22 protein-coding genes are annotated in these 24,866 nt (G+C 41.7%); 4 read left to right on the plus strand and 18 right to left on the minus strand.

Features of this window, described 5'->3' with window-relative positions; translation table 11 throughout:
* Positions 1–78: 78 nt before the first annotated feature.
* Positions 79–1,245 (minus strand): amidohydrolase family protein, encoded by a 1,167-nt coding sequence (locus ACTJKG_RS20175; RefSeq protein ID WP_440740255.1) that lies wholly within the window; start codon positions 1,243–1,245, stop codon positions 79–81.
* A gap of 153 nt (positions 1,246–1,398) precedes the next feature.
* Here ACTJKG_RS20175 and rlmN point away from each other — a divergent pair, with 153 nt between their 5' ends.
* The 3 genes from rlmN (at position 1,399) to ACTJKG_RS20190 (ending at position 4,434) form a co-directional block, all read left to right on the plus strand.
* Positions 1,399–2,466, plus strand: coding sequence for a 23S rRNA (adenine(2503)-C(2))-methyltransferase RlmN (gene rlmN, locus ACTJKG_RS20180; RefSeq protein WP_172337500.1), 1,068 nt, complete (start codon positions 1,399–1,401; stop codon positions 2,464–2,466).
* Positions 2,467–2,489: 23 nt separating this feature from the next.
* On the plus strand, positions 2,490–3,188 hold the full coding sequence (locus tag ACTJKG_RS20185; protein WP_172337501.1) for a ComF family protein: 699 nt from the start codon (positions 2,490–2,492) through the stop codon (positions 3,186–3,188).
* Positions 3,189–3,255: 67 nt separating this feature from the next.
* Positions 3,256–4,434 (plus strand): glycosyltransferase family 87 protein, encoded by a 1,179-nt coding sequence (locus ACTJKG_RS20190; RefSeq protein ID WP_172337502.1) that lies wholly within the window; start codon positions 3,256–3,258, stop codon positions 4,432–4,434.
* A gap of 8 nt (positions 4,435–4,442) precedes the next feature.
* Here the strand turns inward: ACTJKG_RS20190 and ACTJKG_RS20195 are convergent, their stop codons facing one another.
* The 3 genes from ACTJKG_RS20195 to ACTJKG_RS20205 form a co-directional block, all read right to left on the minus strand.
* Entirely contained in the window at positions 4,443–4,853 is a 411-nt protein-coding gene (locus ACTJKG_RS20195; RefSeq protein ID WP_172337503.1) for a response regulator, read from the minus strand.
* A gap of 232 nt (positions 4,854–5,085) precedes the next feature.
* Positions 5,086–6,372: a serine hydroxymethyltransferase gene (glyA, locus tag ACTJKG_RS20200; protein WP_172337504.1), complete on the minus strand. Its 1,287-nt coding sequence runs from the start codon at positions 6,370–6,372 to the stop codon at positions 5,086–5,088.
* A 142-nt stretch (positions 6,373–6,514) separates the two neighbouring features.
* Complete coding sequence (locus ACTJKG_RS20205) at positions 6,515–7,309, minus strand: segregation and condensation protein A (protein ID WP_440740256.1); 795 nt, start codon at positions 7,307–7,309, stop codon at positions 6,515–6,517.
* A 176-nt stretch (positions 7,310–7,485) separates the two neighbouring features.
* On the opposite strand from ACTJKG_RS20205, the gene dxs reads away from it, so the two are divergent.
* On the plus strand, positions 7,486–9,417 hold the full coding sequence (gene dxs / locus ACTJKG_RS20210; RefSeq protein WP_440740379.1) for a 1-deoxy-D-xylulose-5-phosphate synthase: 1,932 nt from the start codon (positions 7,486–7,488) through the stop codon (positions 9,415–9,417).
* A gap of 71 nt (positions 9,418–9,488) precedes the next feature.
* Here the strand turns inward: dxs and ACTJKG_RS20215 are convergent, their stop codons facing one another.
* From ACTJKG_RS20215 to ACTJKG_RS20280, 14 genes are all read right to left on the minus strand, one after another.
* The gene (locus ACTJKG_RS20215) at positions 9,489–11,075 is read right to left on the minus strand and encodes a gliding motility protein RemB (RefSeq protein WP_172337506.1); all 1,587 of its coding nucleotides are present in this window, start codon (positions 11,073–11,075) and stop codon (positions 9,489–9,491) included.
* 16 nt (positions 11,076–11,091) lie between these two features.
* A complete protein-coding gene (gene gmd, locus ACTJKG_RS20220; protein WP_172337507.1) occupies positions 11,092–12,228 on the minus strand; it encodes a GDP-mannose 4,6-dehydratase in 1,137 nt (378 codons plus the stop codon).
* A gap of 178 nt (positions 12,229–12,406) precedes the next feature.
* On the minus strand, positions 12,407–12,970 hold the full coding sequence (locus ACTJKG_RS20225) for a DUF3109 family protein (protein WP_172337508.1): 564 nt from the start codon (positions 12,968–12,970) through the stop codon (positions 12,407–12,409).
* Between the two features lie 6 nt (positions 12,971–12,976).
* On the minus strand, positions 12,977–13,756 hold the full coding sequence (locus ACTJKG_RS20230; protein ID WP_172337509.1) for a DUF3108 domain-containing protein: 780 nt from the start codon (positions 13,754–13,756) through the stop codon (positions 12,977–12,979).
* A gap of 206 nt (positions 13,757–13,962) precedes the next feature.
* Positions 13,963–14,478, minus strand: a complete 516-nt coding sequence (locus tag ACTJKG_RS20235) for a DUF2480 family protein (RefSeq protein ID WP_172337510.1) — start codon at positions 14,476–14,478, stop codon at positions 13,963–13,965.
* Between the two features lie 188 nt (positions 14,479–14,666).
* Complete coding sequence (locus tag ACTJKG_RS20240; RefSeq protein WP_440740257.1) at positions 14,667–16,772, minus strand: peptidylprolyl isomerase; 2,106 nt, start codon at positions 16,770–16,772, stop codon at positions 14,667–14,669.
* A 251-nt stretch (positions 16,773–17,023) separates the two neighbouring features.
* A complete protein-coding gene (gene lptC, locus ACTJKG_RS20245; protein ID WP_172337512.1) occupies positions 17,024–17,569 on the minus strand; it encodes an LPS export ABC transporter periplasmic protein LptC in 546 nt (181 codons plus the stop codon).
* 123 nt (positions 17,570–17,692) lie between these two features.
* Positions 17,693–19,033 (minus strand): hypothetical protein, encoded by a 1,341-nt coding sequence (locus tag ACTJKG_RS20250; protein ID WP_440740258.1) that lies wholly within the window; start codon positions 19,031–19,033, stop codon positions 17,693–17,695.
* Positions 19,026–19,769, minus strand: coding sequence for a type III pantothenate kinase (locus ACTJKG_RS20255; protein WP_172337514.1), 744 nt, complete (start codon positions 19,767–19,769; stop codon positions 19,026–19,028). The genes ACTJKG_RS20250 and ACTJKG_RS20255 overlap by 8 nt, the downstream gene beginning before the upstream one ends.
* Positions 19,769–20,461, minus strand: a complete 693-nt coding sequence (purQ, locus tag ACTJKG_RS20260; RefSeq protein ID WP_172337515.1) for a phosphoribosylformylglycinamidine synthase subunit PurQ — start codon at positions 20,459–20,461, stop codon at positions 19,769–19,771. The genes ACTJKG_RS20255 and purQ overlap by 1 nt, the downstream gene beginning before the upstream one ends.
* Positions 20,462–20,516: 55 nt before the next feature.
* Positions 20,517–21,515 (minus strand): DUF6427 family protein, encoded by a 999-nt coding sequence (locus ACTJKG_RS20265; RefSeq protein ID WP_440740259.1) that lies wholly within the window; start codon positions 21,513–21,515, stop codon positions 20,517–20,519.
* 179 nt (positions 21,516–21,694) lie between these two features.
* The gene (locus ACTJKG_RS20270; protein ID WP_440740260.1) at positions 21,695–22,681 is read right to left on the minus strand and encodes a glycosyltransferase family protein; all 987 of its coding nucleotides are present in this window, start codon (positions 22,679–22,681) and stop codon (positions 21,695–21,697) included.
* Positions 22,682–22,937: 256 nt separating this feature from the next.
* Positions 22,938–23,792 carry a UDP-2,3-diacylglucosamine diphosphatase gene (locus ACTJKG_RS20275; RefSeq protein ID WP_172337518.1) on the minus strand — a complete coding sequence of 285 codons (855 nt, stop codon included), beginning with the start codon at positions 23,790–23,792 and terminating at the stop codon, positions 22,938–22,940.
* 472 nt (positions 23,793–24,264) lie between these two features.
* A complete protein-coding gene (locus tag ACTJKG_RS20280) occupies positions 24,265–24,786 on the minus strand; it encodes a DinB family protein (protein ID WP_440740261.1) in 522 nt (173 codons plus the stop codon).
* Positions 24,787–24,866: the final 80 nt, after the last annotated feature.

Here is a 24,866-nt window from a genome sequence, read left to right on the forward strand (position 1 = left end):
GATTATGTTGATTAAATTTGGTGTGATAAAACTTGGTACAAATTAACTTATTACAACTCAATCAACCTAATCAACTTATTAAACTAAACGCTTAACCTTACTTTCTGGGGTGATCTTTAATCCATCCAAACCAGTTATCAGGTTTAGTCCGGGAGTTTTGCCCGGTTCAAGCGTTCCCTTTTCGTCATCAATACCTAAAAACGATGCTCCGTTCACGGTAGCCCATTCCAATAATTTAGCCGTGCTGATAGTCGGGAACTTTTTCTGAATAGTACGCATTTCGCTCAGTATACACAAACTATCGTTTGATGCCAGACTATCGGTACCCAGCGTAATGTTAAAGCCCTGATCAATAAAAAGCGGGATTTTGGGAAGGTGGTTTTCAATATACAGATTGGCTTTAGGGCAAAAACACCAGTTTATTTTACGGTCGAACCGTTTTATAAAATAGATGTCTTTTAAATTGGTACAGGTATTATGCACCAGCAAAACCTGTTGCCTGTTAGTTAACAGAGGGATAATGGATTGTAAGGAATTACGTGCCTGCGGCTTAAAATGGCTGATATCGATACCAAAATGTTCATAAAGATCCAGGAAGTCGCCTAATTTGTAACGGTAAAATTTGTTCTCATCCTCACACTCCTGGTTGTGGATGCTAATGAGATTAGGTTCGGCGTCGCTATGTTTCCGGATCAGTTTAAAGAGCTCTTTGGATACCGAATATGGCGCATGAGGGGTAATGGAACAGGGTTGCGGCTTAAACTCCCGCATAAGTTCCATCGCTTTATCAAAAATAGCCTGGGCGTTTTGCGGCAAGAAGCCAAAAGTTTCCACAAACGTATGGTAATACAACTTGCTGGCAACTTTAACCGGGATGCTGCTATTGCTATTGGCAATATCGCCTACGGCAACAATACCATTCGCATACATCTCTTCATCTGCTTTTTGAATAGCCTCTGCTATTTGTTTATCATCCGCTTTGCGGGATGCCTGAATATCTTTTATAAAATTTATCAACCCTTTCCCGGGTGTTATTTTATCCTTAAGATGCGAAAGCTCAACATGGCAGTGTGTATTTATAAACCCCGGAGAAATAACGCCGCTCAGCTGTTCAATGGGGCCATCCGGAGGATTATTATGGTCGGTAACAGAAATGATCTTGCCCTGGTCGTCAACAGTAACAATTCCATTCTTAATAGGATCGGCAAAAATTGGAAAAACGTAATCGGCTCTAAAACTTTTCATTAATATATCACTTGTTATCTATCTCAAAACGTTTTTCTTTAAAACACTCCACACAAAATTAACTATAATTAACTTTTAGTTATGTTTTTTTATCATTTAAAAGAATGACTTTAAAATAAGACAGATTTTTTTAAATTTAAGTACTTTTGCATTGTGAATAATGCAAAAGATAAAATAGACATCCGAAGCCTCGGTTTGGAAGCCTTGCAGGAGCATTTTATCCGTATGGGGGAAAAAAGTTTCAGGGCTAAACAAATTTATGAATGGCTTTGGAAAAAATCGTGCGTCTCTTTCAACGAGATGAGCAATATTTCAAAAGAACTGCGCACTAAACTCAACGAAAACTTTGTTATTAACAACGTTAAAATAAATTCATCACAGGTTAGTGCTGATAAAACTATAAAAAATTCTTTTATTTTACACGATACTCATCTAATTGAGGGGGTTTTAATTCCCACTCCTGGCCGGATGACAGCGTGTGTATCGTCGCAGGTGGGCTGCAGCCTTACCTGTAAGTTTTGCGCTACGGGGTACATGGAGCGTAAAAGAAACCTTAATCCTGATGAAATTTACGACCAGGTAGTGCTGATAGATAAACAAGCCCGTGAAAATTATGGTGTGCCTTTATCCAACATCGTATACATGGGTATGGGCGAACCTTTGCTGAATTACGCCAATATGATGAAATCTGTTGAGCGCATCACTGCCGAAGACGGATTGAACATGGCCGCCAAAAGGATCACCGTTTCTACAGCCGGTATTGCCAAAATGATCAAAAAGCTGGGCGACGATCAGGTAAAATTTAATCTTGCCCTGTCCTTACATGCTGCTAATGACGAAAAGCGCAACACCATAATGCCAATTAATGAGCAAAACTCACTAAAGGCCCTGGCCGAAGCTTTAAAATATTACTACGCCAAAACCAAAAACCCGGTAACCTACGAATACATTATCTTTGATGGTGTTAACGACGGGATACAGGACGCCATGGAGCTGGCTAAATTTTGCAAGCACCTGCCTTGTAAGGTAAATATCATTGAATATAATCCCATTGCTTTTGCCAGCTATATTAATGCCGGTGAAGATAAGGTAGAAGCATTTGCCGCTTACCTGCAAAAACAAGGCATCAACACGCACCTCCGCCGTAGCCGGGGTAAAGATATTGATGCGGCTTGCGGACAATTAGCCATCAAAGAAAAAGGTAAGGTTGCCGAAGTTTAAGATTTCTGTCTTAAATTAACGGCATGAAATTGCTGCGTGGCTACCTGGCCGATTTTGTTTCCCTGCTTTTTCCCGAATTATGCCCTGCCTGCCAGGCCAGTCTTGTTGCCAACGAATACATTATTTGTTCGGACTGCCGTTACAATTTACCCTATACCCATTTTCACTTACAAGCCGATAACATTGTTGCCCAGCAGTTTTATGGCAAACTAAAAGTTGAAGCCGCCTACGCCTTGTATTATTTTACTAAAGGCGGCAAAGTGCAAAACCTGATGCATCATTTTAAATATAAAGGCATGCAACAGATAGGTAACTTATTAGGAAACATTGCCGGTAGCCAATTAGCTCAAAATCCTATTTTTAATACTGTTGATCTGATTATCCCTGTCCCCCTGCACAAAAAACGGCTGCGGGAACGCGGTTATAATCAAAGTACCCATTTTGCCGAAGGACTTGCGGAAAAGCTGCCTGCTGTTGTGGAAGATAATAATTTACAACGTACGGTAGCAACAGCAACACAAACCCATAAATCGCGCTTTGCCCGTTTTGAGAATATGCAGGATGTATTTATGATCAAACATCCCGAAAAATTAGTCAACAAACATGTTTTACTTGTTGATGATATTGTAACCACCGGCTCAACTCTGGAGGCCTGCGGTATGGAGCTGTTAAAAATACCCGGGCTCACTTTAAGCATTGCCACCATTGCCTATGCGCAATAAAACAAATTGAACCCAATATCTTTTTTATCAATACTTTTGTCGATTACAATTATCACAGTTATCTGCAATGACAAAAAGGTTTCTTTATTTAACCGGCTATCAATGGGTTTGGGTGTTATATATAGCAGTTGCCGTTTATTGCTGGCAATTCAAATACTTCAGGCATATTGATAATAATTATCTCATATTTCGCAACGCTTATTACCACGCAAAGGCAGGCTTAAATTTATATTTATTATACCCGGCCGAATACTCTGATGTGTTTTTATATGGCCCCACATTTACCATATTGGTTGCGCCCTTCGCCCTCCCTTCAGAAGCGGTAGGCTTTTTCCTTTGGCAAATAGTCAATGCGCTTGCCTTTTTGCTGGCGGTACATCTGCTGCCCTTTAACAACCGCATAAAAACAGCCATTCTTTTATTGTGTGTTATTGAGTTTTCGAATACTTCGCACTATATGCAGATCAATGCCCTTATAGCTGCGTTTATCATCATCAGCTTTATGCTGGTAAAAAAAGGCAAGGACGAATGGGCTACCCTTTTCATCATTGCAGGCACTTTAATTAAGTTTTACCCGGTGGTTGGCCTGGCATTCTTTCTTTTCTCCGGTAATAAATTAAAGTTTATGGTAAGCTCAGTGGTATGGGCCGGTGTTTTGTTTGCCTTACCTATGCTCATCTCCAGCCCTCATTATATTATTCAATCCTATCATGACTGGTTTCATGAGTTAAACCTTAAAAACTCCATGAATGTAAGTTTAACTGGCAGTATCGATTGGTGTATTATGGGCGTAGCACGTCGTTTAACTCAAAATGCCAGCATCCCTAATACACCCTTTCTAATAGCGGGGGGCATTATTTTCGCAATCCCGTTACTGCGGTTTAAACAATATAATTCGTTGAAATTTCAACTGCAGGTACTATGTTCTGCCTTGCTGATGGTTGTACTGTTCAGCACCGGATCTGAGCACCCTACTTATATTATAGCTACAGCAGGCGCAGTAATTTACATCATGATGCAGGATAAGCCTTTTACTACTTTCCATATTGTTATGCTGGTGTTATTGCTGGTAATCACCGGCCTCGGCCCCAGCGACGCTTTTCCACGGCCTGCCCGCGAATGGATGAGCAACCTGGCCATGAAAGCCTGGCCATGCATTATCATTTGGGTAAAAATTGCTTATGAACTGATCTTTAGGGATTTCCCTACCGATAAGAAGTTTTTATTAAATAAACAAAGAGTATAAAAGCATCTTTATTGATGCTGGTACCGGCTTAGTTTATCATAAAGAGATTTAGGGTCAAATGGTTTTAATATATAATCGTTCATCCCGGCATTATCCATCTCACTCATCTCGCTCCGCTGCATCGACGCTGTTAAAGCAATGATAGGTAACTGCTGAAAATAAAGATCGGGCATAGCCCGTATGATCTTGGTAGCCTCGAGGCCGCTCATCTGGGGCATGTGGATATCCATTAATACCACATTATAATTCCGGTTGTTTTCTATTTTATGTATAGCTTCAACACCATTTTCGGCAAAATCGGCATTAGCGCCCCACCTCTTCAGTATCTTGTTGATCAATAACCGGTTTATCTGATTATCATCAACTACTAAAACATTTATTTTGAGCCCTGCTTCCAAATTGTCGCTGTTATTGTTCAAATAAGTACTTGTTTGCTTAAACGTTATAGTAAACCAAAAAACAGAACCCTTGTTTGGCACACTATGTACATTTATCCTTAAATCACACGGTTCAAGGCATATCCTCAATGCTTTTGCTAAGATAAATATTTTTTCATCAGCCTATATCACATGAACCTCATACTCACAAAAAACGCCGGCACAGGTATTTCTCCTATGCCGGCGTTATATTTTACTACCTTTCGGTTATGGCTTATTCCTCGTTGTTTTCTCGGTACAAAGGATAATCGTGCATCAGCTTGTGAACCTTTTTACGTATTTTTTTGATAGAGGCTTCATTTTCCGGATCGGCAATTACCGCGTCTATCAGTTCAACAATGTGCTCCATTTGCTTCTCTTTCATACCACGGGTGGTAATAGCCGAAGTACCTACGCGTATGCCCGAAGTAACAAACGGCGACTTATCATCATAAGGAACCATATTTTTGTTCACAGTGATATCGGCAGCTACCAAAGCATTCTCGGCTGCTTTACCGGTGATGTTTTTATTACGCAAATCAATCAGCATCAAGTGATTATCGGTACCGCCAGATATAATTTCATAACCACGCTTAACAAAAGCTTCGGCCATTGCGGCGGCATTCTTTTTAACCTGCAAAATGTATTTCATGTAGCCTTCGCTTAAAGCTTCGCCAAAGGCTATGGCTTTAGCAGCGATGATATGCTCCAGCGGACCACCCTGTGTACCTGGGAAAACAGCCATATCCAGCAATGATGACATCATCTTTACTTCGCCTTTTGGTGTTTTTATGCCAAATGGATTTTCAAAATCCTTACCCAACAGGATCAAACCACCACGCGGTCCGCGTAATGTTTTGTGTGTTGTAGTAGTAACAATATGGCAGTGCGGCAGCGGATCGGTTAATAATCCCCTGGCTATAAGACCGGCCGGGTGCGATATATCAGCCAGTACCAAAGCACCTACTTTATCGGCCACTTTACGTATAAACTCATAGTCCCAATCGCGCGAGTAAGCCGAAGCACCGCAGATGATCAGTTTTGGTTTTTCTTTAAGTGCAACTTTTTCCAGTTGTTTATAATCAACCAAACCGGTTTCTTTAACCACGCCGTAAAAGTGCGGCTCATATAATTTACCCGAAAAGTTAACCGGTGAGCCATGGGTTAAGTGGCCACCATGTGACAGATCAAATCCTAATATTTTGTCGCCCGGCTGAAGAACGGCCAGCATCACGGCAGCATTAGCCTGAGCGCCAGAATGCGGCTGAACGTTTGCCCACTCGGCATTGAACAGTTGCTTGGCTCTTTCAATAGCGATGGTTTCAATTTCGTCAACCACCTGGCAGCCGCCATAATAACGCTTGCCCGGTAAACCTTCGGCATATTTATTAGTAGCCACAGAACCTGCGGCTTCCATAACCTGACGGCTCACAAAATTCTCAGATGCTATCAGCTCAATACCTTCTTCCTGGCGTTGCTGCTCTTCATCCAATAACTTAAAAATTAATTTGTCTCTTTTCATTATATATAATTAAAACGGCACTGTATTTATAACGGGCGCTAAGTTAGCAAAAAGCCTAAAGCCTAAGGCCAAAAGCTTAAAGCTTTTTTGGATTAATCATTGAACTGCTGAATATTAAATCAGCTAAAAAAGCTCCAGGCCTTTAGCTTTCTGCTTTGAGCTCACCACCTCTCGCCGTTATCCAGAAATTATTATATCCTAAACCGATCTGAATATCTATCAGCTCCTGCTGCAGCATTTCTAATACGGCCAAAAAGTTGTAAACAAAATGTACTTTATTTTCTGAATGCCCGGCAATAGCCTTAAAATCAAGCATTTTATTAATTTTGAGCAAATCGGCAACCGCTTTCTTCTGCTTTTCGATAGTGTAAGGATATTGAACAACGGTATGTTTTACCTCCTCGCTGCGGTTAAGATAATTGCGCATCAGTCGCTCATGCACCATCATCAGTTTGTATAAACTTAGTTCCGATAGTTCTTCGCCCGGATGGGTAACTTTTTCTACCTGCTCCAGGTCGTGCTTGATATTACCACGCTTTTCCTGTTTAAAACGCTCCTCTTCATATGGGCGTATTTCATCGCACAGCTCCTTGAATTTTTTATATTCAATCAGTTTCCTGATCAGGTTTTCCTTCGTATCGGCTTCGTCGCCGGCATCATCAGCTTCATAGCGTGGTAATAACATCTTTGCCTTGATACGCATCAGCGTAGCCGCCACAAAAATAAATTCGCTGGCCAGCTCCATGTTAAGGCTGGTCATCTGGTGTATATAATTTAAAAAGTCGTCGGCAATACGAGCTATGGGGATATCATGGATATCCAGTTCATCTCTTTCGATAAAGAAAAGCAGCAGATCAAACGGACCTTCAAACTGGGGTAATTTTATAGCAAAGCTGTCGTCGGTCATATATCTGTTGCAAAAATAAGATTTTTTCATAGAACCAAGAGCCAAGAAATCAAGACTCAAGACTTTGAAATCACAAAAGAGTAGGTCTTGACTCTTGACTCTTATTTTCTTGACTCTCTATTTCCCAAACAATAAATACAATTAGATAACCTGTTTTTATAAATAAATTAGCTTACTTTGTAAGTTAAATATTCTAACAAATGTCAATGCAGGTACCAGCCGGGGATTTATTAAAAACAATAAATTATCCATCTGATTTAAAGCGACTTAACGAGACGGAACTTGAACAGGTTTGCCAGGAACTGCGCCAGTATATTATTGATGTGGTATCGGTAAATGGCGGCCACTTTGCTGCCAGTTTAGGTGTTGTTGAGTTAACAGTAGCCCTTCAATACGTACTGAACACCCCCTACGATCAATTAGTTTGGGATGTAGGCCACCAGGCTTACGGCCATAAAATACTTACCGGCCGCCGCGATGAGTTTCATACCAACCGCGTATATAAAGGCCTGAGCGGTTTTCCTAAACGTTCAGAAAGTGAATACGATACCTTTGGTGTGGGGCACTCCTCTACCTCTATTTCGGTAGCGCTGGGTATGGCGGTAGCCTCGCACTATAAAGGCGAGACCGACAGGCAACACGTAGCCGTTATCGGCGATGGCGCCATGACCGCGGGGATGGCCTTTGAGGCGCTTAACCACGCCGGTATCGAAAATTCAAACCTATTGGTGATCCTGAACGACAATAACATGTCGATAGATCCCAATGTGGGCGCGCTGAAGGAATACCTTACAGATATCACCACTTCAAAGCCATATAACCGCTTCAGGGACGATATTGCGCATGTGCTGGCCAAGTTATCAGCCATAGGTCCCGATGCCTTTAAAATAGCGCAGAAGATAGAAAAAAGCATTAAGGGCACGCTGTTAAAACGCAGTAACTTTTTTGAAGCCCTTAAATTCAGATATTTTGGCCCAATTGACGGTCATGATGTAAACCACCTGGTAAAAGTATTGAAAGACCTGCGCGATATACCAGGTCCTAAGCTATTGCATTGCATTACCACCAAAGGTAAAGGCTATGCCCTGGCCGAAAAAGACCAGACCAAGTGGCATGCTCCCGGCTTATTTGATAAGATAACCGGCGAGATCAAAAAAACCAAGTACGATAAACCACAGCCTCCTAAATATCAGGATGTTTTTGGACACAGTATTATTGAGCTGGCCGAGCAAAATCCTAAAATTATGGGTATTACCCCGGCCATGCCTTCGGGGTGCTCGCTTAACCTCATGATGAAAGCCATGCCAACACGCGCTTTTGACGTAGGCATAGCCGAACAGCACGCGGTAACATTTTCGGCAGGATTAGCTACCCAGGGTTTGGTACCATTTTGTAATATCTACTCCAGCTTTATGCAAAGAGCGTATGACCAGGTAGTGCATGACGTGGCCATTCAAAACCTCAATGTAATTTTCTGTTTGGACAGAGCTGGCCTTGTTGGTGCCGATGGGCCAACCCATCATGGCGCTTATGACCTGGCCTTTATGCGCTGCATACCCAACATGACAGTATCGGCCCCGATGAACGAAGAAGAGCTGCGTAATCTCATGTATACTGCTCAACAGGAAAATATGGGTCCGTTTGTGATCAGATATCCACGTGGTAACGGTGTGATGGTTGATTGGCAGCGTCCTTTCAAGGCTATACCGGTTGGTAAGGGCCGTAAAATTTGCGATGGTGACGAGGTAGCTATTCTATCCATAGGCGCCATTGGTAACGAAGTAGTAAAAGCCACAGCGCAATTGAATACCGAAGGTTATTACCCTGCTCATTATGACCTACGCTTTGTAAAACCGCTCGACGAAGCATTGCTTCACGAAGTATTTAAAAAGTTTAGCAAAGTAATTACGGTTGAGGACGGCTGCCTGGAAGGTGGCATGGGAAGCGCGATACTGGAATTTATGGCAGATAACAGCTACCAAAATACACTGGTGAAACGCCTGGGCATACCTGATAAGATCATCGAACACGGTGAACAACCCGAACTTTGGGCCGAATGTGGTTATGATGCACAACATATCATGGCACAGGTAAGAAGCTTAGGCGCCAAGCATAATACGCATACGATAGCATCGTGAATGGCGAGCGGTGAATGGTGAGTGTTTTTTTATTACACCTCAACTAACTATTCACCGCTCACTACTCACCATTAATGGGTTTTATAACTCGCCAGATCATTGTAAATAGCCCGGAATGAGCTGCGGATACCAAAAGTGATCATCCCTGTTTTATCATGAAACTGGCTGTTCTTTTCAGAACGGTAAATTCCGCCTAATTCAAAACGCAGGTTATATTTAGGGTTTAGCAGATAGGCTACCTTCCCTTCAAAATAAACCATATTGGTTGTCAGGCCCTGACCGGTATAATTGCCAAAAGCCCGCGCCGGATCAACATATTGCTGAAAGATATCTTTACCGAAATTCAGATTATCCGTATCCAGGCCATAATGACCATAATCAACCTCACCGGAAAAATCAAATCTTTTGTACGAGTAATTCAACAAACCCACCACTTCCCGGAAGTTTGCCCCCCATGGATGAGCCAAAGGTTCGCCGTTTTCAGAATAATTAACTATAGAGCTTCGTTCTGAGTAGGTGTATGGCTTTACATTATTGGTTTCTAACAGGTAATTCAGCCCGCTTACGTTAAACAGGTTTGCACCTCTAAAACCAAGCTGCCAGCCATATTTATTACGTGAACTGCCATTGCTGGAGAAAAAGTTTTTGGCCTCAAATTCGTCAAGCGCAAACTGACCGTAAGCTGTAATGCCATCTGTCAGTTTATATTTACCTGTAAACCCGAGCAAAGCATTATCCGGTGAGCCGTTTGTTGCCTCAAGGGGCCTTAAAAATATCACCGGGTTGATGTAAGTAAAATCAAACCCGCGGGCGTGCCCCAAATCGTCCTTAGCAGGCCATATGATAGCATCAAAAAAGCCTAATGAAAGCCGGTTGCTTACATTCCAGTCCAGGTAATGGAATACACCATATTTTTTACGATCGCCATTATCTACTTTAACAGATAGCGGATCATTGAAATAGGCCCACATCACCATATACTTTACGTTACCAAGAGTAGCGGTTAGTTTCAGGAAGGGATAAGGCGAGGCATAATCAGATAACAGCTCTGAGCGATACCCATCGCCAATAAAAGTTTTATCCCGTCCGCCGGTTATATTCAGATATTTGTTGGGCGTGTAGGATACCAATGCGGTAATGTACGACCAACGGTATTCATTACCATAAATGCCTGCATAAGCCTGTCCGGGAGCTATGCCCACCTGGTTGGTATAAGTGGCCAGGTAATCGGGTAATACAGCCCTGTTTTCATAGGCGCTAACGTTATAGGATAATTTATCACCTACCGTACCACCCACCTGTAAGCCCAATGACCCGAAGTTGGTATTCTTTTTATTGGAAAAATCCCGGCTCAGATTAAAATCGGGTAAAAGATCGGTGTAAAAAGTATAGCCCTTCCCCTTCACATCAATCTGATGCTCGGTAAAGAATTTCCCTTTAAGCCCGTTCAAATTCATCAAAGAATCATAATGATACCTGATCAATGAGTCATCAACAAAAAATGGCTTTATGGAACTATGTACACGGGTTTTAGTAGAATAAACATCCGCATCCAGTTTCTGATAAAACTGATACGAGTAGGGCTGATATACAGATTGTGCCTTTACAATCCCGCTTATTAAAAATAATAGTATAATGCCGGTAAATATTTTCTTCATGCAGAATTGATAAATTTTATTCAAAATAATTAAGCGTTTTAAATCCGCCTTTTTTCAGATAGTCGTCCTTTTTAACCAGGTGCAGGTCTGATAATACCATGTCTGTAACCAGGGCCTGAAGATCATATTTAGGTTTCCAACCCAATTTTTCAAAAGCCTTGGTGGCATCACCTATTAACAGTTCAACCTCCGTTGGTCTAAAATATTTGGCATCAACTTTCACTATGGTTTGCCCAAACTTCAGGACATCCTTATTTAAACCCAGTTCTGTTATTTTTTGCTCATCAATATCAATAATCACGCCACGCTCATGTTCATCCTTGCCGCTAAATTCCACCTCGATGCCTAATTCATTGAAAGCCATTTTTATAAAATCACGCACAGTGGTTGTAACGCCGGTTGCTATTACAAAATCCTCGGCCTTTTCCTGTTGCAGCATCAGCCACATGGCTTCGATATAATCTTTAGCGTGGCCCCAGTCGCGCTGGGCCGAAAGGTTACCCACATACAGGCAATCCTGCAGGCCCAAGGCAATTTTTGCCGCGGCACGGGTAATTTTACGGGTAACAAAAGTTTCGCCCCGGATAGGGCTTTCATGATTAAACAGGATGCCGTTACAGGCATACATGTTATAGGCTTCACGATAATTTACGATGATCCAGTAACCGTATAGCTTGGCGACCGCATATGGCGACCGCGGGTAAAATGGCGTAGTTTCACTTTGAGGAACCGCCTGTACCAATCCATAAAGCTCAGACGTGGACGCCTGGTATATCCGTGTTTTTTGTGTAAGCCCCAATAGCCGTACGGCTTCCAGGATACGCAGGGTACCAATACCATCGGCGTTAGCAGTGTATTCGGGCGTATCAAAACTTACTTTTACATGGCTTTGCGCGGCCAGATTATATATTTCATCGGGCTGCACTTCCTGTACCAGCCTGATGAGGTTGGTGGAGTCGGTCAGGTCGCCGTAATGGAGTTTAAACTTCACATTGGGCTCGTGCGGGTCATGATAAAGATGATCAATACGGTCGGTATTAAATAATGACGACCGCCGTTTAACACCATGTACAGTATAGCCCTTTTTCAATAAGAATTCAGCCAGGTACGCTCCGTCCTGCCCGGTTATTCCCGTTATTAAAGCTGTTTTCATTTGGTGTTTATTGGATATAGATTTATAAGTTACAATATTATCCAAAAACAATGAGAATTAAGAGAAAAAGAATCGAGAACCAAGAGCCAAGAGTTGAGACGAATAATTACTTTTGATTTTATCTTTAATTATTAAACCAAAAGTCTGTTCTGATTCTTGATTCTAATAATCCTGACTCTTATATACCCGATACTTCATTTTCCAGTTCCTGGTACCATTCTTTTCCGTATTTACGGATCAGGGGATCTTTCAAAAATTCGTGTACACGTACTTTAAGTTCATCGCCGAATGAACATGCAGGGCTGCAAATGTTCCAGCGATCATAATTCAGTACATCAAATTCGGGATATGCTGTAATGCGGATAGGATATAAATGACACGAGATAGGTTTTTTCCAGCTAACGGCACCTTCTTCATAAGCTTTCTCGATACCACATTTGGTGATGCCATTTTCCCATATTACATATGCGCATTCTCTATTTACATCAACACAAGGTGTGGTATAGTCGCCTTCAAAATCTTTTACATAAGTGCCTACCTTTTCAATAGTTCTGATCCCCTTTTCGGTAAGGTAGGGTTTTACTTTAGGATATATCTCTTTTAAAATATCAAGCTCATCGGCATTTAACGGCGCTCCCGAATCACCTTCAAGGCAACAGGCGCCTTTGCATTTGTTAAGGTTACAAACAAAATTCTCCTTCACCACGTCCTCATGTACCAATACATTACCAACCTCAATCATATTCTTCTATTTACTTTTTATAGGGTTTAACGGATACTTTAAACCACTTGCCGCCTGCAAATCCATGGTTACACTGCCCAGTATAACTTCCACATGCGCTTTTACGGGTATCCTGTTGCCATCATTTGTTATCCAAAGGTACAACTTACTATCCTTTCTGAAAATACGGCCAGGAATGATTGTCGGATTAAATTTAAGACAGTTAAACTTTCCCATCGAACAACTCACCACCTCGGTACCCACATAGGTGATCCCCATGGAGTGAAAACCATCTTCCAGAAAATACTGCAGCTCAAACTTCTCCCCCACTTTCATTTTGGAAACATCAATAGTGCGGGCAAAATAATAGGCCGATACAAAATCAAATGTTTGTCCTTTAAACGCAAATACCCCTTTATCGGCCGTTACCTTATTATCTTTATGATCAAAGGTTACATTATCGGTATGTTTCCATTTGCCCTCACGCCGGTTCTCGGTATAAAAATAAGGCATCAGGGTATTTTGATCAACATATGACTCGTACTTATTACGAACCTTGTAAAAAAAGTCAAAAGAGCCCGCTGTTTTACCCTCAGCAATTAAATGAAAGGCAGGGCCATCAAGCTTTTTATCACTGGCCTCTACCCTGATATCGGCTTCGGCAGCGGTAAATACGCCGTACTTCATCTTATAGCTCAGCTTTTCGCCTACCTTAAAAACCGGTTCGCTGATTTTTGTCAGTTCTTGAGAAAAAACATGGCTACTCAACAAAAGGAGTAAGCAGGTATAAAAAAGGGATTTCTTCATTAGCACTAATTGCTTTTTATATCATCCGTGATAAATAGCGGACCGAAGATATGACAAAGCTTTACTATTAATGGTTTAATCGCTTTTTTATTGTGCTGGAGGAAAAGTATCAAGTAGCTAGTATCAAGTATCAAGACTTAAAAAAAGGTTTTTTACTGACCTCAAAAAATCTTGATACTTGATACTAACTACTTGATACTAAAAATTTAATCTTTTCGCTTATAAATAGGTACAGTTGAGCAGGGCTCGCCAAACATGAGGCTTTTTACTATGGGAGTTAATTTTTTAGTTAGTTCCACATAGGCAGAAACCGGCACTTCGGTATCGCCGCAGCCTTTTAATACAATACGCTGATCACGATACTGCTCAAAATCGGCTTTGGCTATTTCTTTTTCAAACAATACGGTTTCCAGAACAGCCGCGTCGCCAAAAACGATCTCCCTTGCGTACGGGGCCATGCGGTTAGCTAACAGCATATATGCCCATGCAGGTACAATGGCATCGGCAGTACAGGTGATACCCACATTTTTGCCGGTATATTGTGTCCAGTCGTGCTCTTTGATAAATTCCCTGAAATCTTTTTCGCGCAGCATCAAACCGTGGAACAGGTTATCTTTAATATCATAAATAACACGCTCGCCGTCGGGATAAAAAGCAGCGGGATCCAAAGTAACCAGGCCACTCTGCGCTACTTTATTCACTATATTTTCCTGTATATCCATGATGCAATTATTGATTAGTGATTTTTGTTCATTTGTTCACTGGTTCATTAGTTCATTGGTACAGGATGGATAAGCTTGCAAAAGCACTTTGCTAAGACTAATGAACCGATGAACAAGTGAACCAAGCAAAAAAAATCCGGGAACAGCACTGTGGCTGATCCCGGATACAAAATTACTTTAAAATTCTATTATAACAGTTTAGCCCTGTTATCTTTTACAATTGCATTATCTTTTAGTGCATCCAGTACCTGGCCTGCCGCACGTTGCATTAGCGCCTGGGCTACTTGTTGTTTTTCTCTTACATTATTGGTAAGTGCCGGAGGGTTGGTGAAACTATCTACAACGTATACGTAAACACCTTGCTGTCCGTTAATTGGTTTAGAGAGCGTGTTTAATTTTGAACCAAAAATAGAACCGATCACTTTATACTCTAATGACGCGCCCGGGATGATTGGGTTTGCAAAAACTACGTTTTGAACAGGCACAACCTTAACACCTGCTTTTTGAGCAGCCTGGTCAATGGTGGTAGCGCCCTGGAATTTAGCAGCCAGTTCTTTAGCTTTTACTTCATTACGTACGGCTGGTTCTATTTGCTTCTTAACAGCCTCTAAAGATAGGATACCCTTAGGTTTAATTTCGGTTAGGCGGGTAACGATGTACTGATCACCTATAGTAAACACCTTATCAGTGATATCGCCTTTTTCGGCTTTGTATGCCCATCTTACTACTTCACGTGCATTATCCAGGCCTGGTAAGCTTGCGGCAACACCTGTAAAGTCTTCAGCTACGCTTTTCTTTAAGCCCTCTTTTTTCACTTCAGCATCAAAGTTGTCTTTGGTAAGGTTACCTAAAAATTGTTGCGCGTGGCTATAGGCTACTGTTTGCGTTTTGCTGCTCGCGGTTATTGGTTTATCAACAATGGCTACTTTTACCACTTTTACAGATCCTTTCTGATCTTCAATCTGGATCAGGTGAACACCAAATTGTGAGGTAACTACAACCAGATCGCCTTTGCCTGCTTTAAACGCAGCATTGGTATACTCCGGAGTGATCTGGCCACCGCCGCCCATGTTACCATTAACATCAAATGCAGGTATCTCGCCGCCTTTCACAGCGCTGCCTTTATCTGTGGAAAAGGTTGAAGCCAGGTCTGTAAATGATTTACCACCCTGGATCAGTTTTTTGATAGAATCTGCTTTAGCGATAGCTTTTTCAACACCACCTTCGGCAGCAGGGTTAATTAATATGTGACGTGTTCTTACTGAATCAAAAGTTATTTTTTCGTCGGTTAATTTAGCCAGTTTGTAGCTGCCGTTTGAAATATAAGGACCATATACAAAACCTTTGGCCGCATTAAACATTACGGTGTCCAGTTTAGGCTCTAAGCCACCTTTTTTCTGGAAGCTTACAGGCGTTTTTGTTTCAGAGTTGATCTGTACAAATAGCGAATCATTGGTGCTGGTCTTAAAAGCTTCGGCCAGTTTATCAACCTGTGCCTTTATAGCAGCACTATCTTCTTTTGAAGGCGACGCGTTAAAGCTTACATATTCAAATGAACGTACATCCTGCGGGTTTTTGAATTCGCCTTTATGCGCGTTATAGTAGGTGTTATAGTCGTCGTCTGTTAAAGTAACTTTAGCATCTGGGATAGAGGCATAATCCAATGTGGCATACTTAAAGTTTACCAGTTTGTTTTTAGCTTCATAATCGTCCTTAGCATCCAGCGAGTTTACATACAGGCCATTAGTAACCAAAGCCATGTATTTGGTAGCTTTCTTAGCTTCGATCAATTGGGTCAGGAAATCTGCCCAGGCTTGTTTTTGGTTTGGATCGGCTTTAGCCGATTGCAGGTAGCTCAGGAACTGGTTTAACTTATTACGGTCAAACTGGCCGGTTTGCGGATCAGAGAACTGACGCGCTATCTGCTGATCGGGCGTATTGCCATTAACCATAGATGTACTTTCGTCGGAACCTACTACAATGCCCAATTTTTCAACTTCTTTGTTCATCAGTATCTGGCTCAGGTACTGATTCCAGGTAGTTTCCTGTATATAGCTGGTAATCTGCGGAGAGATAGCTTGCCCAGCCTGTTTAAACTGAGCGGTATTTTGCTCCAGTTTTTTATTAAATTCATCGTAAGGCACTTTTTCGCCGTTCACCACAGCTAATTCGTTATTATCGTCTCTGAAAAAAGAGCCGCCTGACCTTACCACCTCGCTTACAATAAAAGCAAGGAGCGCTAGACCAATAAGGATGGCAACAATTTTCCCCATCCGGTCGCGCAAATAACCCATTATACCCATATACTTTTTATAATTATTTCTTTATAATAATTTATTCTTTAAACAAAATGAAACTATCATACGTTAATCTATTTTCCACAAGGCCAACTCATAACGGTTTCTATTGCTCAAAAGAGGGCGCAAGATACAATTTTTAGTAAAATTCTATAACACAAAATAATTCAAAAGTAAAAAGTTAAAATTCAAACCTAAAAAGCTTTGTTTTGGGAAGTTTTTTGACTTTTGACTTTTGAATTATTCTGCTACTGCGCCGCGTTTTCGTCTACATGAAACACACCCTTGCTGTGGCTAAGTACCGGATGTAAAAAGGTGTCATCGCTTTCAAAGTTATCCCCGTTCATCACATTGCCGCTTTTCATGTAAACCTGCACAATTTTGTGGGAGTATACTTTTTTAGTGGCCGAATTCCAAAACAGCTCATCCGATTTGTAAACATCGCCCTGAGCATTGGTAGCCACTACATTTTTCCGGAACTCATACAGCTTATCGCCCGCGTGTAATATGCCGGTATCGGCAATAATGGTACCATCCTCCTTTTGGGTCAGCTTATCATAATGAATGATCTTGATCCCCTTAGGTGCTACTTTATAAGCTGTTTTGGGAGTTTCGGGATTGTATTGTAATATTAAAGGAGCAGTGAGGTGTATGGTCACTTTAGCCGAGTCGCTCATGATAAGATCGACACCCGTAGTAGGTTCCACAATAGTGCCAACCTCGTTTGATGCAATCTCTTTAACCTTGTTAAGGTCATTTACACAGGACGACAGGAAAAGTGCAATGAGTATCAAATAGCTTTTTTTTAGTATCAAGTAACCAGTATCAGGTATCAAGATTCTTTGTGAACTAAAAATGCGCTTTTTAAAAGTCATGATACTTGATACTAGCTACTTGACACAAACTTATTACTAAGATTAATCAAATTTATATTTCTGGAACCATTTATCATTCAGGGTAAAGCCCAAATGGATATTGACATAGTTTTCACGCACCAGGCCATTTACCAATGAACCTCTTCTGCCCACTTCGGCAGAAAGGTTGATCTTGTAAAAGCTACCGTTGTTTGGTCGCAGAGGCATACCTATACCCGCAGTTAGGGCGTATCTTTTGATCCTGGTATTATTAACCACCATGTAAGTTTCATCATATATGGCACCTAAACGGTAATCAACTGAAGCCAGATAGTTACGTATGGTGGCTATGTTTGGCGTATACTGGCCACCGATGTTAAACGTACGGCTATCCTGTAAGCCCTGATTTACACCGCCTATGGAAAGTTGAGACCATTTGCTCATGGTGTAATCGGCTCCTACAAGGAACTTGCCATCGCTTTGAAACGATATACCGAAACGGTTAGTTAGCGGCAATTTTATTTTTGTTTTAGAGCTCTGTTTATTAATTACGCTATCCAGCGGAATATCTTCGTTACCACTGGCATCGTTAAAATACTGGCTCACAATAAAACTGCTGGTAGAATTGAGCTTGGAGTTTAATGAGCCGGAATATCCGAATATAAGGTGCTTGCTATCAGAAAAGTCAACGGAGTATTGAACACCATAATCATAATTTAACCCGGCTATGGAATTACTCGATTCAATTTTTGAATTTATTGTACCCGGAAGCGGTACTATTGTTCCGTTAACGTTGGTATTTATTTCTGTAGTGCTGATATCTTTCAGGGTACCAAAGATGTAGGATACGTTGGCACCGATCAACAAGTGTTTGCCTATGCCAAAACCATAACCCAAATATGCTTTAGATAAGCCGCCATCCCCACTGTAGGTATAATTGGTAAGGTTGGTATCGGCAGCTATCGCGCCGTTTCCTTTAACCGTGGTTTTATAGTTATAACCGCGCTCGCTGTAGGGTACCAAGCCAAAGCTCAGGGCCGAACGCTTGGTTACCGGTATAGCAAAAGCCACGTGACTTAATCTGAAATTACTATTTTTTTGACTGGCCGATCCTGTTTGGCTTAAAGTTAAAAAGTTGCTGTATATACCTATATCAATAGTAGTAAGGTTTATGGCGCCATACGAAGCCGGGTTTACTATATTGATATTGTTAAACATACTTATCCTGTTAGTAGCCACACCAATACCGCCCATGCCTATATTCTGGGGCATTAACTGCGGATCGATATCGCCTATACCATACCTGGAGTATGGAGAGCTGGTGGTAGCCGTTGATTGTGCAAATGCTGCAAATGAACTAACAGCTAATAAAAGTGTTATAAAAAACCTGGTATATTTAATCATTATGCTTTTGTATAGCTGCGTTTAATCCTTTTAAAACCAAATAAGGTTCAATTTTAATATAGGGGGCAAAGATGCTATTTTTCAATAGAGTATCAAAAAAAATACTGTCGCCCCCACTTAGCACAATATTTAGTTGAGGGTTATTGGCCTTATAGCTTTCAATAAATCCCAATAGCTCATATTTTATCCCGTTTTGCACACCTGAGCGTATAGCTGTTTCGGTGCTGCCGCCATAAGTTGCATTAAAAGCGGCATCGGTACTGATCAATGGCAAACCGGCTGTATAATAATTTAAAGCCTTATAACGCATATTTAGCCCCGGCGATATACTGCCACCAAAATAATTTCCGGCAGCATCTACATAATCATAGGTTATAGCGGTTCCGCCGGTAATTACCAGGCTGTTGAGGGCCGGATAGGTATGGCTTGCTCCTATAACAGCTGCTAAACGATCGGTACCAAGCGTTTCAGGGGTTAAATAATGGTTCTGTATACCGCTGTTTATTAACGCGTTGAAATAGGTTACCGGCATTTTTGCCTCTAAACCGGTTTGCCATGGCTCAACGTGTTTTTTTACAGATGATACTATAGCCCTGTGTATCTGGTAATTATTCAAAAAGTTATCCAGCGTAGCAGGATCAACCGTTTCAAACTGCATTACTGCTAACAGCTCATTCAGCTTAAAAACCGCGATCTTTGTATATGTATTACCAATATCGATAACCAAATTGGTCATCAGGCCTTAATTAACGATAATATAGATTCAAAAATAGCCAGTCCATCTTCGTTGGCCAGCAAACTGTCGGCAGCACGTTCAGGGTGTGGCATTAATCCAAATACATTCCTGTTGGCGTTGCAAATACCGGCGATGTTTTCCAATGATCCGTTAGGATTGGCATCGGGCACAATGTTACCGGCCTCATCGCAATACCTAAACAATACCTGATCGTTATCATTCAGCGCTTTCACTACATCGGCACTGGCAAAATAATTACCCTCGCCATGAGCGATAGGTATTTTATAAGCCTGATCCTGTACCAGCTGCGCGGTAAGCAATGACTGGGTTGTTTGCGGTTTTAAATAGATGTTACGGCAAATAAACTTGCGGTTTTCATTGTGTAATAAAGCGCCATCAAGCAGGCCGGCTTCGGTCAATATCTGGAAACCGTTGCAAATACCCATTACATAGCCACCTTTTGCAGCAAACTGTATAACCTCCTGCATGATAGGTGAAAAACGGGATATCGCGCCGGAACGAAGATAATCGCCAAAAGAAAAACCGCCTGGTAAAACAACAAAGTCAACACCTTGCAGATCATGGTCTTTATGCCACAACCTAACCACCTGCTGACCCATTATTTTTTCTAATACATATATGATGTCTTCATCACAATTAGACCCGGGAAATATAACTACTCCAAACTTCATGGTACAAAACTAATATAACCGTTGAAATTTGAACGAATGTAAAAGTTAAAATTTGTTAAACTAAGCCCAAATGATGATCAAATTGAAACCAGATGAGGCTGATTAACAGCAATAAGAACAGGCTTTCATAAAACCACCTGCGTGTGGAATACAAGAAATAGTAGGCAAAAAACACAGCAACAGGAGCCACACACAATAAAAAGTGATTCAAATGGAAAGCCGCGTTTACATAAAAAGAAAAGGCAGTAATCAGAAAAATAATGAATAACAACTGAAAAGACCTACGCGTTTGCACGTAACTTTTAAAGAAATTTTGCCGCAATTTAAAAAAGCAAAGCACCAGGATCAGGATCACTGGGATGAGCAACAAGTAATTATAGGAGTTAATGCTGATATGATCGGGAAACTTGGAACCCAGAGGCAGCCAGATATTGCCAAACTTTTTAATACGATCATTCAGATAATAAAAAACAGCCAGGAAGAAAAATACCGTTGCGTAGCCTAATATCCCAGCTACCCACTCGCGCCAATTGAAGGGTTTAAATAATACCAGCGCTATCCAGATAGATAAAAACAAGTAAATGAACGGGAAATAGATGAGCGATCCCAGGGCTACAATCATCCCCAGATCATACACGGTAGACTTGGCATCCTCGCCTTTGTACAGGCTGAATAGCTTAAACAGCATCCAAATCAGCAGAAAATTACAGATCAGCGGGGCGCTCAGTATCAGGAAAGGGGCAAACAGGCCCGAAAGGGTAACATACATTAATGCGGGCAAAAATGTAGGCTTGCCCAGTAAATTATGGAAGTTGATGAGGTAATTTAATAGCAGTGCCTGTATAAAAACCAGTACCGCCGCCAAAAAAATATTTAACACCGGCGACAGCGCGTATTCATACGCTACCGGTACCAAAAGGCGCGCAAAGGGTTCTACAAAAATAAACTCCAGCTTATCCGGAACATGAAATAAATAACCCACCCGCGTTAAAAACAATATGATAACCAGCCATAAGGCGTTGAACGGATTAAAGGTTCTGAAAAGATTGATCATATGGGGTGAAATTCAAAGCGCTAAATTCTAAATTCTAAACGCTAAATTCTAATTCTACATCAGAATTTTTAGACTTTAAGATTTGGGGATTATGAGACTATGGGATTTTTGTCCTTTTCAAATATCTTTCTTCCTTGCTCCCCAAATCCCATAGTCCAAAAGTCCTATAGTCCACAAATCTATTTCCTCGCGTATCGCTTCACCAGGTCATCGACAATCTGGGCGGTCTCATTCGGGAAATCGACGATAATTTTTTTATCGTCCCGGATCCAGTTATTCAGATGACCAGTAAAGTTCTCATTGATCTCGCTAACCACCGGCACACCCAGTTTTGATGCCGACAGGGCATTGCATTGCTGCTCGTACTGCCCTTTCATCGGTATCATCAACACTTTCTTTTTCAGGAACAGCGCCTCGGCCGGACCCTCAAAACCTCCGCCGGTAAGCAGACCTTCGCAATTGGCCAGGCTTTTATTAAAGGCTTCGTTATTTACCGGGAAGATCTCCACATTGCCAGAGCGGTAGGGCGTTTTTTGCCGTTTCGAAAATATCTGCCATTGAGCTTCGGTCTGGCTCAGATATTTCAGCAGGGTTTTATCATCATAAGCTGGCAGGTAAACGGTATAGTGCCCCAGGTTGGCGGTTTCCATTTCGCGGATCTCGCTCCTGATCACCGGGGTATGGATAAAATCATCATATCGTTCAAAGTGAAAGCCTACATGGTGCGTGGTGGGCGAATAATATTTAAACAACCACTCGGCATAATTCCATTTTTTGGGCCGGGGTGTTTTGGGCGAAACAAAGGAACACTGGTGACTTAATGACACCGACGGCACTTTTTGCAGGCGGCATGCCCAGGCACTCACGGGTTCAAAATCATTTATGATCAAATCGTACTGATCCAGTGGCAAGCTGTGCATATCGCGCCAAAGCTGTGGCAGGTTCATGATCTTAAAGGTCGCCCAATTATCAACACCTCCTTTTTTTCCAAATACAAAGCTAAAACCGTGAAAACGATATTTAAGGGGCTGCGATAAGGAAACCTCGGCTTCGGTACCGCTTATAAGCAGGTCAACCTCGCCATATTGCTGTAGTAAAGGCACAATTTCGCGGGCCCGGCTAATATGCCCGTTACCGGTTCCCTGTATGCCAAAAAGTATCTTCATTTGTAGTAAGCGCGTTTTAACCTTAACTGAGATGGCAAATACTCCATTTCTGTTACAGCTTCAAACATCATATTTTTATAACGGGGGGTAATTTAGTGATTAGTATCAAGTAGTGAGTATCAAGTATCAAGATTTAGCAATTTTTAATGTCAAATATCAAGATCGTATGTTTAACATTGATAATAAAGCTTATCATGGGTTTAAAAGCAAGGTCTTGATACTTGATACTAACTACTTGATACTAAAATCTAAAAGCTCAGTGCGGTTCCTGTTTAAAACGTTCCAGTAAGCTTTTTACATCCAGTTTGGCGTCAAGGTCTTCGGCATCGGTTTTATCATCATCTTCCACCTCGGTTTTAAAGTCGTCGGGGTTATACTTAAATATTTTCCAATCGCCGTTATAATACTCCAGCGAGGTCAGGCTCTCTACCCAATCGCCCGAGTTGAGGTAAAGTACCGAACCAGTTTTATCAGTATTTTCAATAGTCCTGATCTCGGCATGGTGAATATGCCCGCAAATAACATATTGGTAGTTTTTATCCACAGCCAGGTCGGCCGCGGTTTGTTCAAACTGGTTGATAAATTTTACAGCCTCTTTAAAACTAGCCTTTACTTTTTGCGAAAAGCTCATTTTTTGACGCCCCAAAGCGGTTAAAAACCAATTCACAAAGCTATTGATCAGGATAAGACTATCATACCCTACTGCACCCAGTTTGGCCAGCCATTTGGAGTGCTGCATGGTTACGTCGAATATATCGCCATGAAATATCCAGGCTTTTTTACCATCGATATTGAGTACGATCTTGTTCAGCAGTTGGAACGATCCCAGGTTAAAATCGGTGAATTTACGCAGCATTTCGTCGTGATTACCGGTAAGGTAATGAACGGGGATGCCATCGGTAACAAACTTGAGTATGCGGCGTACCACTTTCATGTGGGCCTCGGGCCAGTACGATTTGCTAAACTGCCATATATCAATAATATCGCCGTTAAGGATAAGCATTTTGGGCTTGATGCTTTTTAAATACTTTAGTAATTCTTTGGCATGACAACCGTATGTACCCAGATGCACGTCAGATATTACTACGATATCAACTTCGCGTTTTGACATTAAAATAGAGGGGTTAATTGCTCATCCGGCAGGTGCTGCCGGTTAATATTTATAATTGAATTGATTAACAAACGATTACTCGTCGTCTTCGTCTTCATTAACATTCAGTTCATAAGGGCTGATATAAAAGGCCCCCACCAGGAGCAATAAGCTTATAACAACCAGATACGCATACTCAAAATTCATCATATAATGATTTTAGCAAATGTCGGTAAACCAAATTATCTTACTGTTAAGACTCTGTTAAATGTAAAAGGTTTCACGTGAGGGTGAAATTTATTTTTTGGGGCCTCATCCGTGTATAAACTCACCCCGACATCGCTGCGCTCGTCACCCCTCTCTCCGCTTCGCGCATAGAGGGGTTTTTCGTTTCTTTTTTCTTTACCCTCTTTCCGCCGCAGGCGAAGAGAGGGTGGTCCAGCGAAGCGTAGACCGGGTGAGCCGGCTCTTCAACATGGTTTTACACCTGTTATTAGGTGAGGCTAGCCACTTTCCTTTTGATCTGATCCAATTGTTTTAAATGGTGCAGTAAATGTATCCGGGTAAATTTGATCCATTGTTTGGCGTTGAGCATGCCTAAACGCGGATGCCCGTAACGTACATCGGGCGAGGCTTTTGCAATGATGGGGGCAATATCCTCTATCCGTTTTCGGCATTTGATGATCAGGTTGCGGGCATCCTCTTTGCTGATCTTTTCTACGTTCATAATATCCAGCATTTTGATCTTTACGGGCGGAAAACATCCAAAAAGCAACACAAAATGCCCCTGTAAACTCAGGCCTTTTTTAGTAGGCGGGCAATTACTGTGGGCGCAACGCTCAATAGCTATTGATGAGCGAAGGGTTGACTGCATTACGTGGCTGTACACCTCGGCCGAGGACCAGCCACCACCTGCCGGCGTTTCGGCAAACAATTCATCGGGGATGGTATCCAGCCGTTCGCGGTAATTATCCAGCGCAGTTTCAATGGCTCTAAGCTCCTTGGCAATGCTCATAACAATAAAGTTAGCTCTTTTAAATAATAAATAATGCAGAAAGCTGTCCACTCAAAACAAAAACCACGTGTCATTTCGAC

This window comes from Mucilaginibacter sp. 22184, from assembly GCF_052045695.1.
Classification (GTDB): Bacteria; Bacteroidota; Bacteroidia; order Sphingobacteriales; family Sphingobacteriaceae; genus Mucilaginibacter.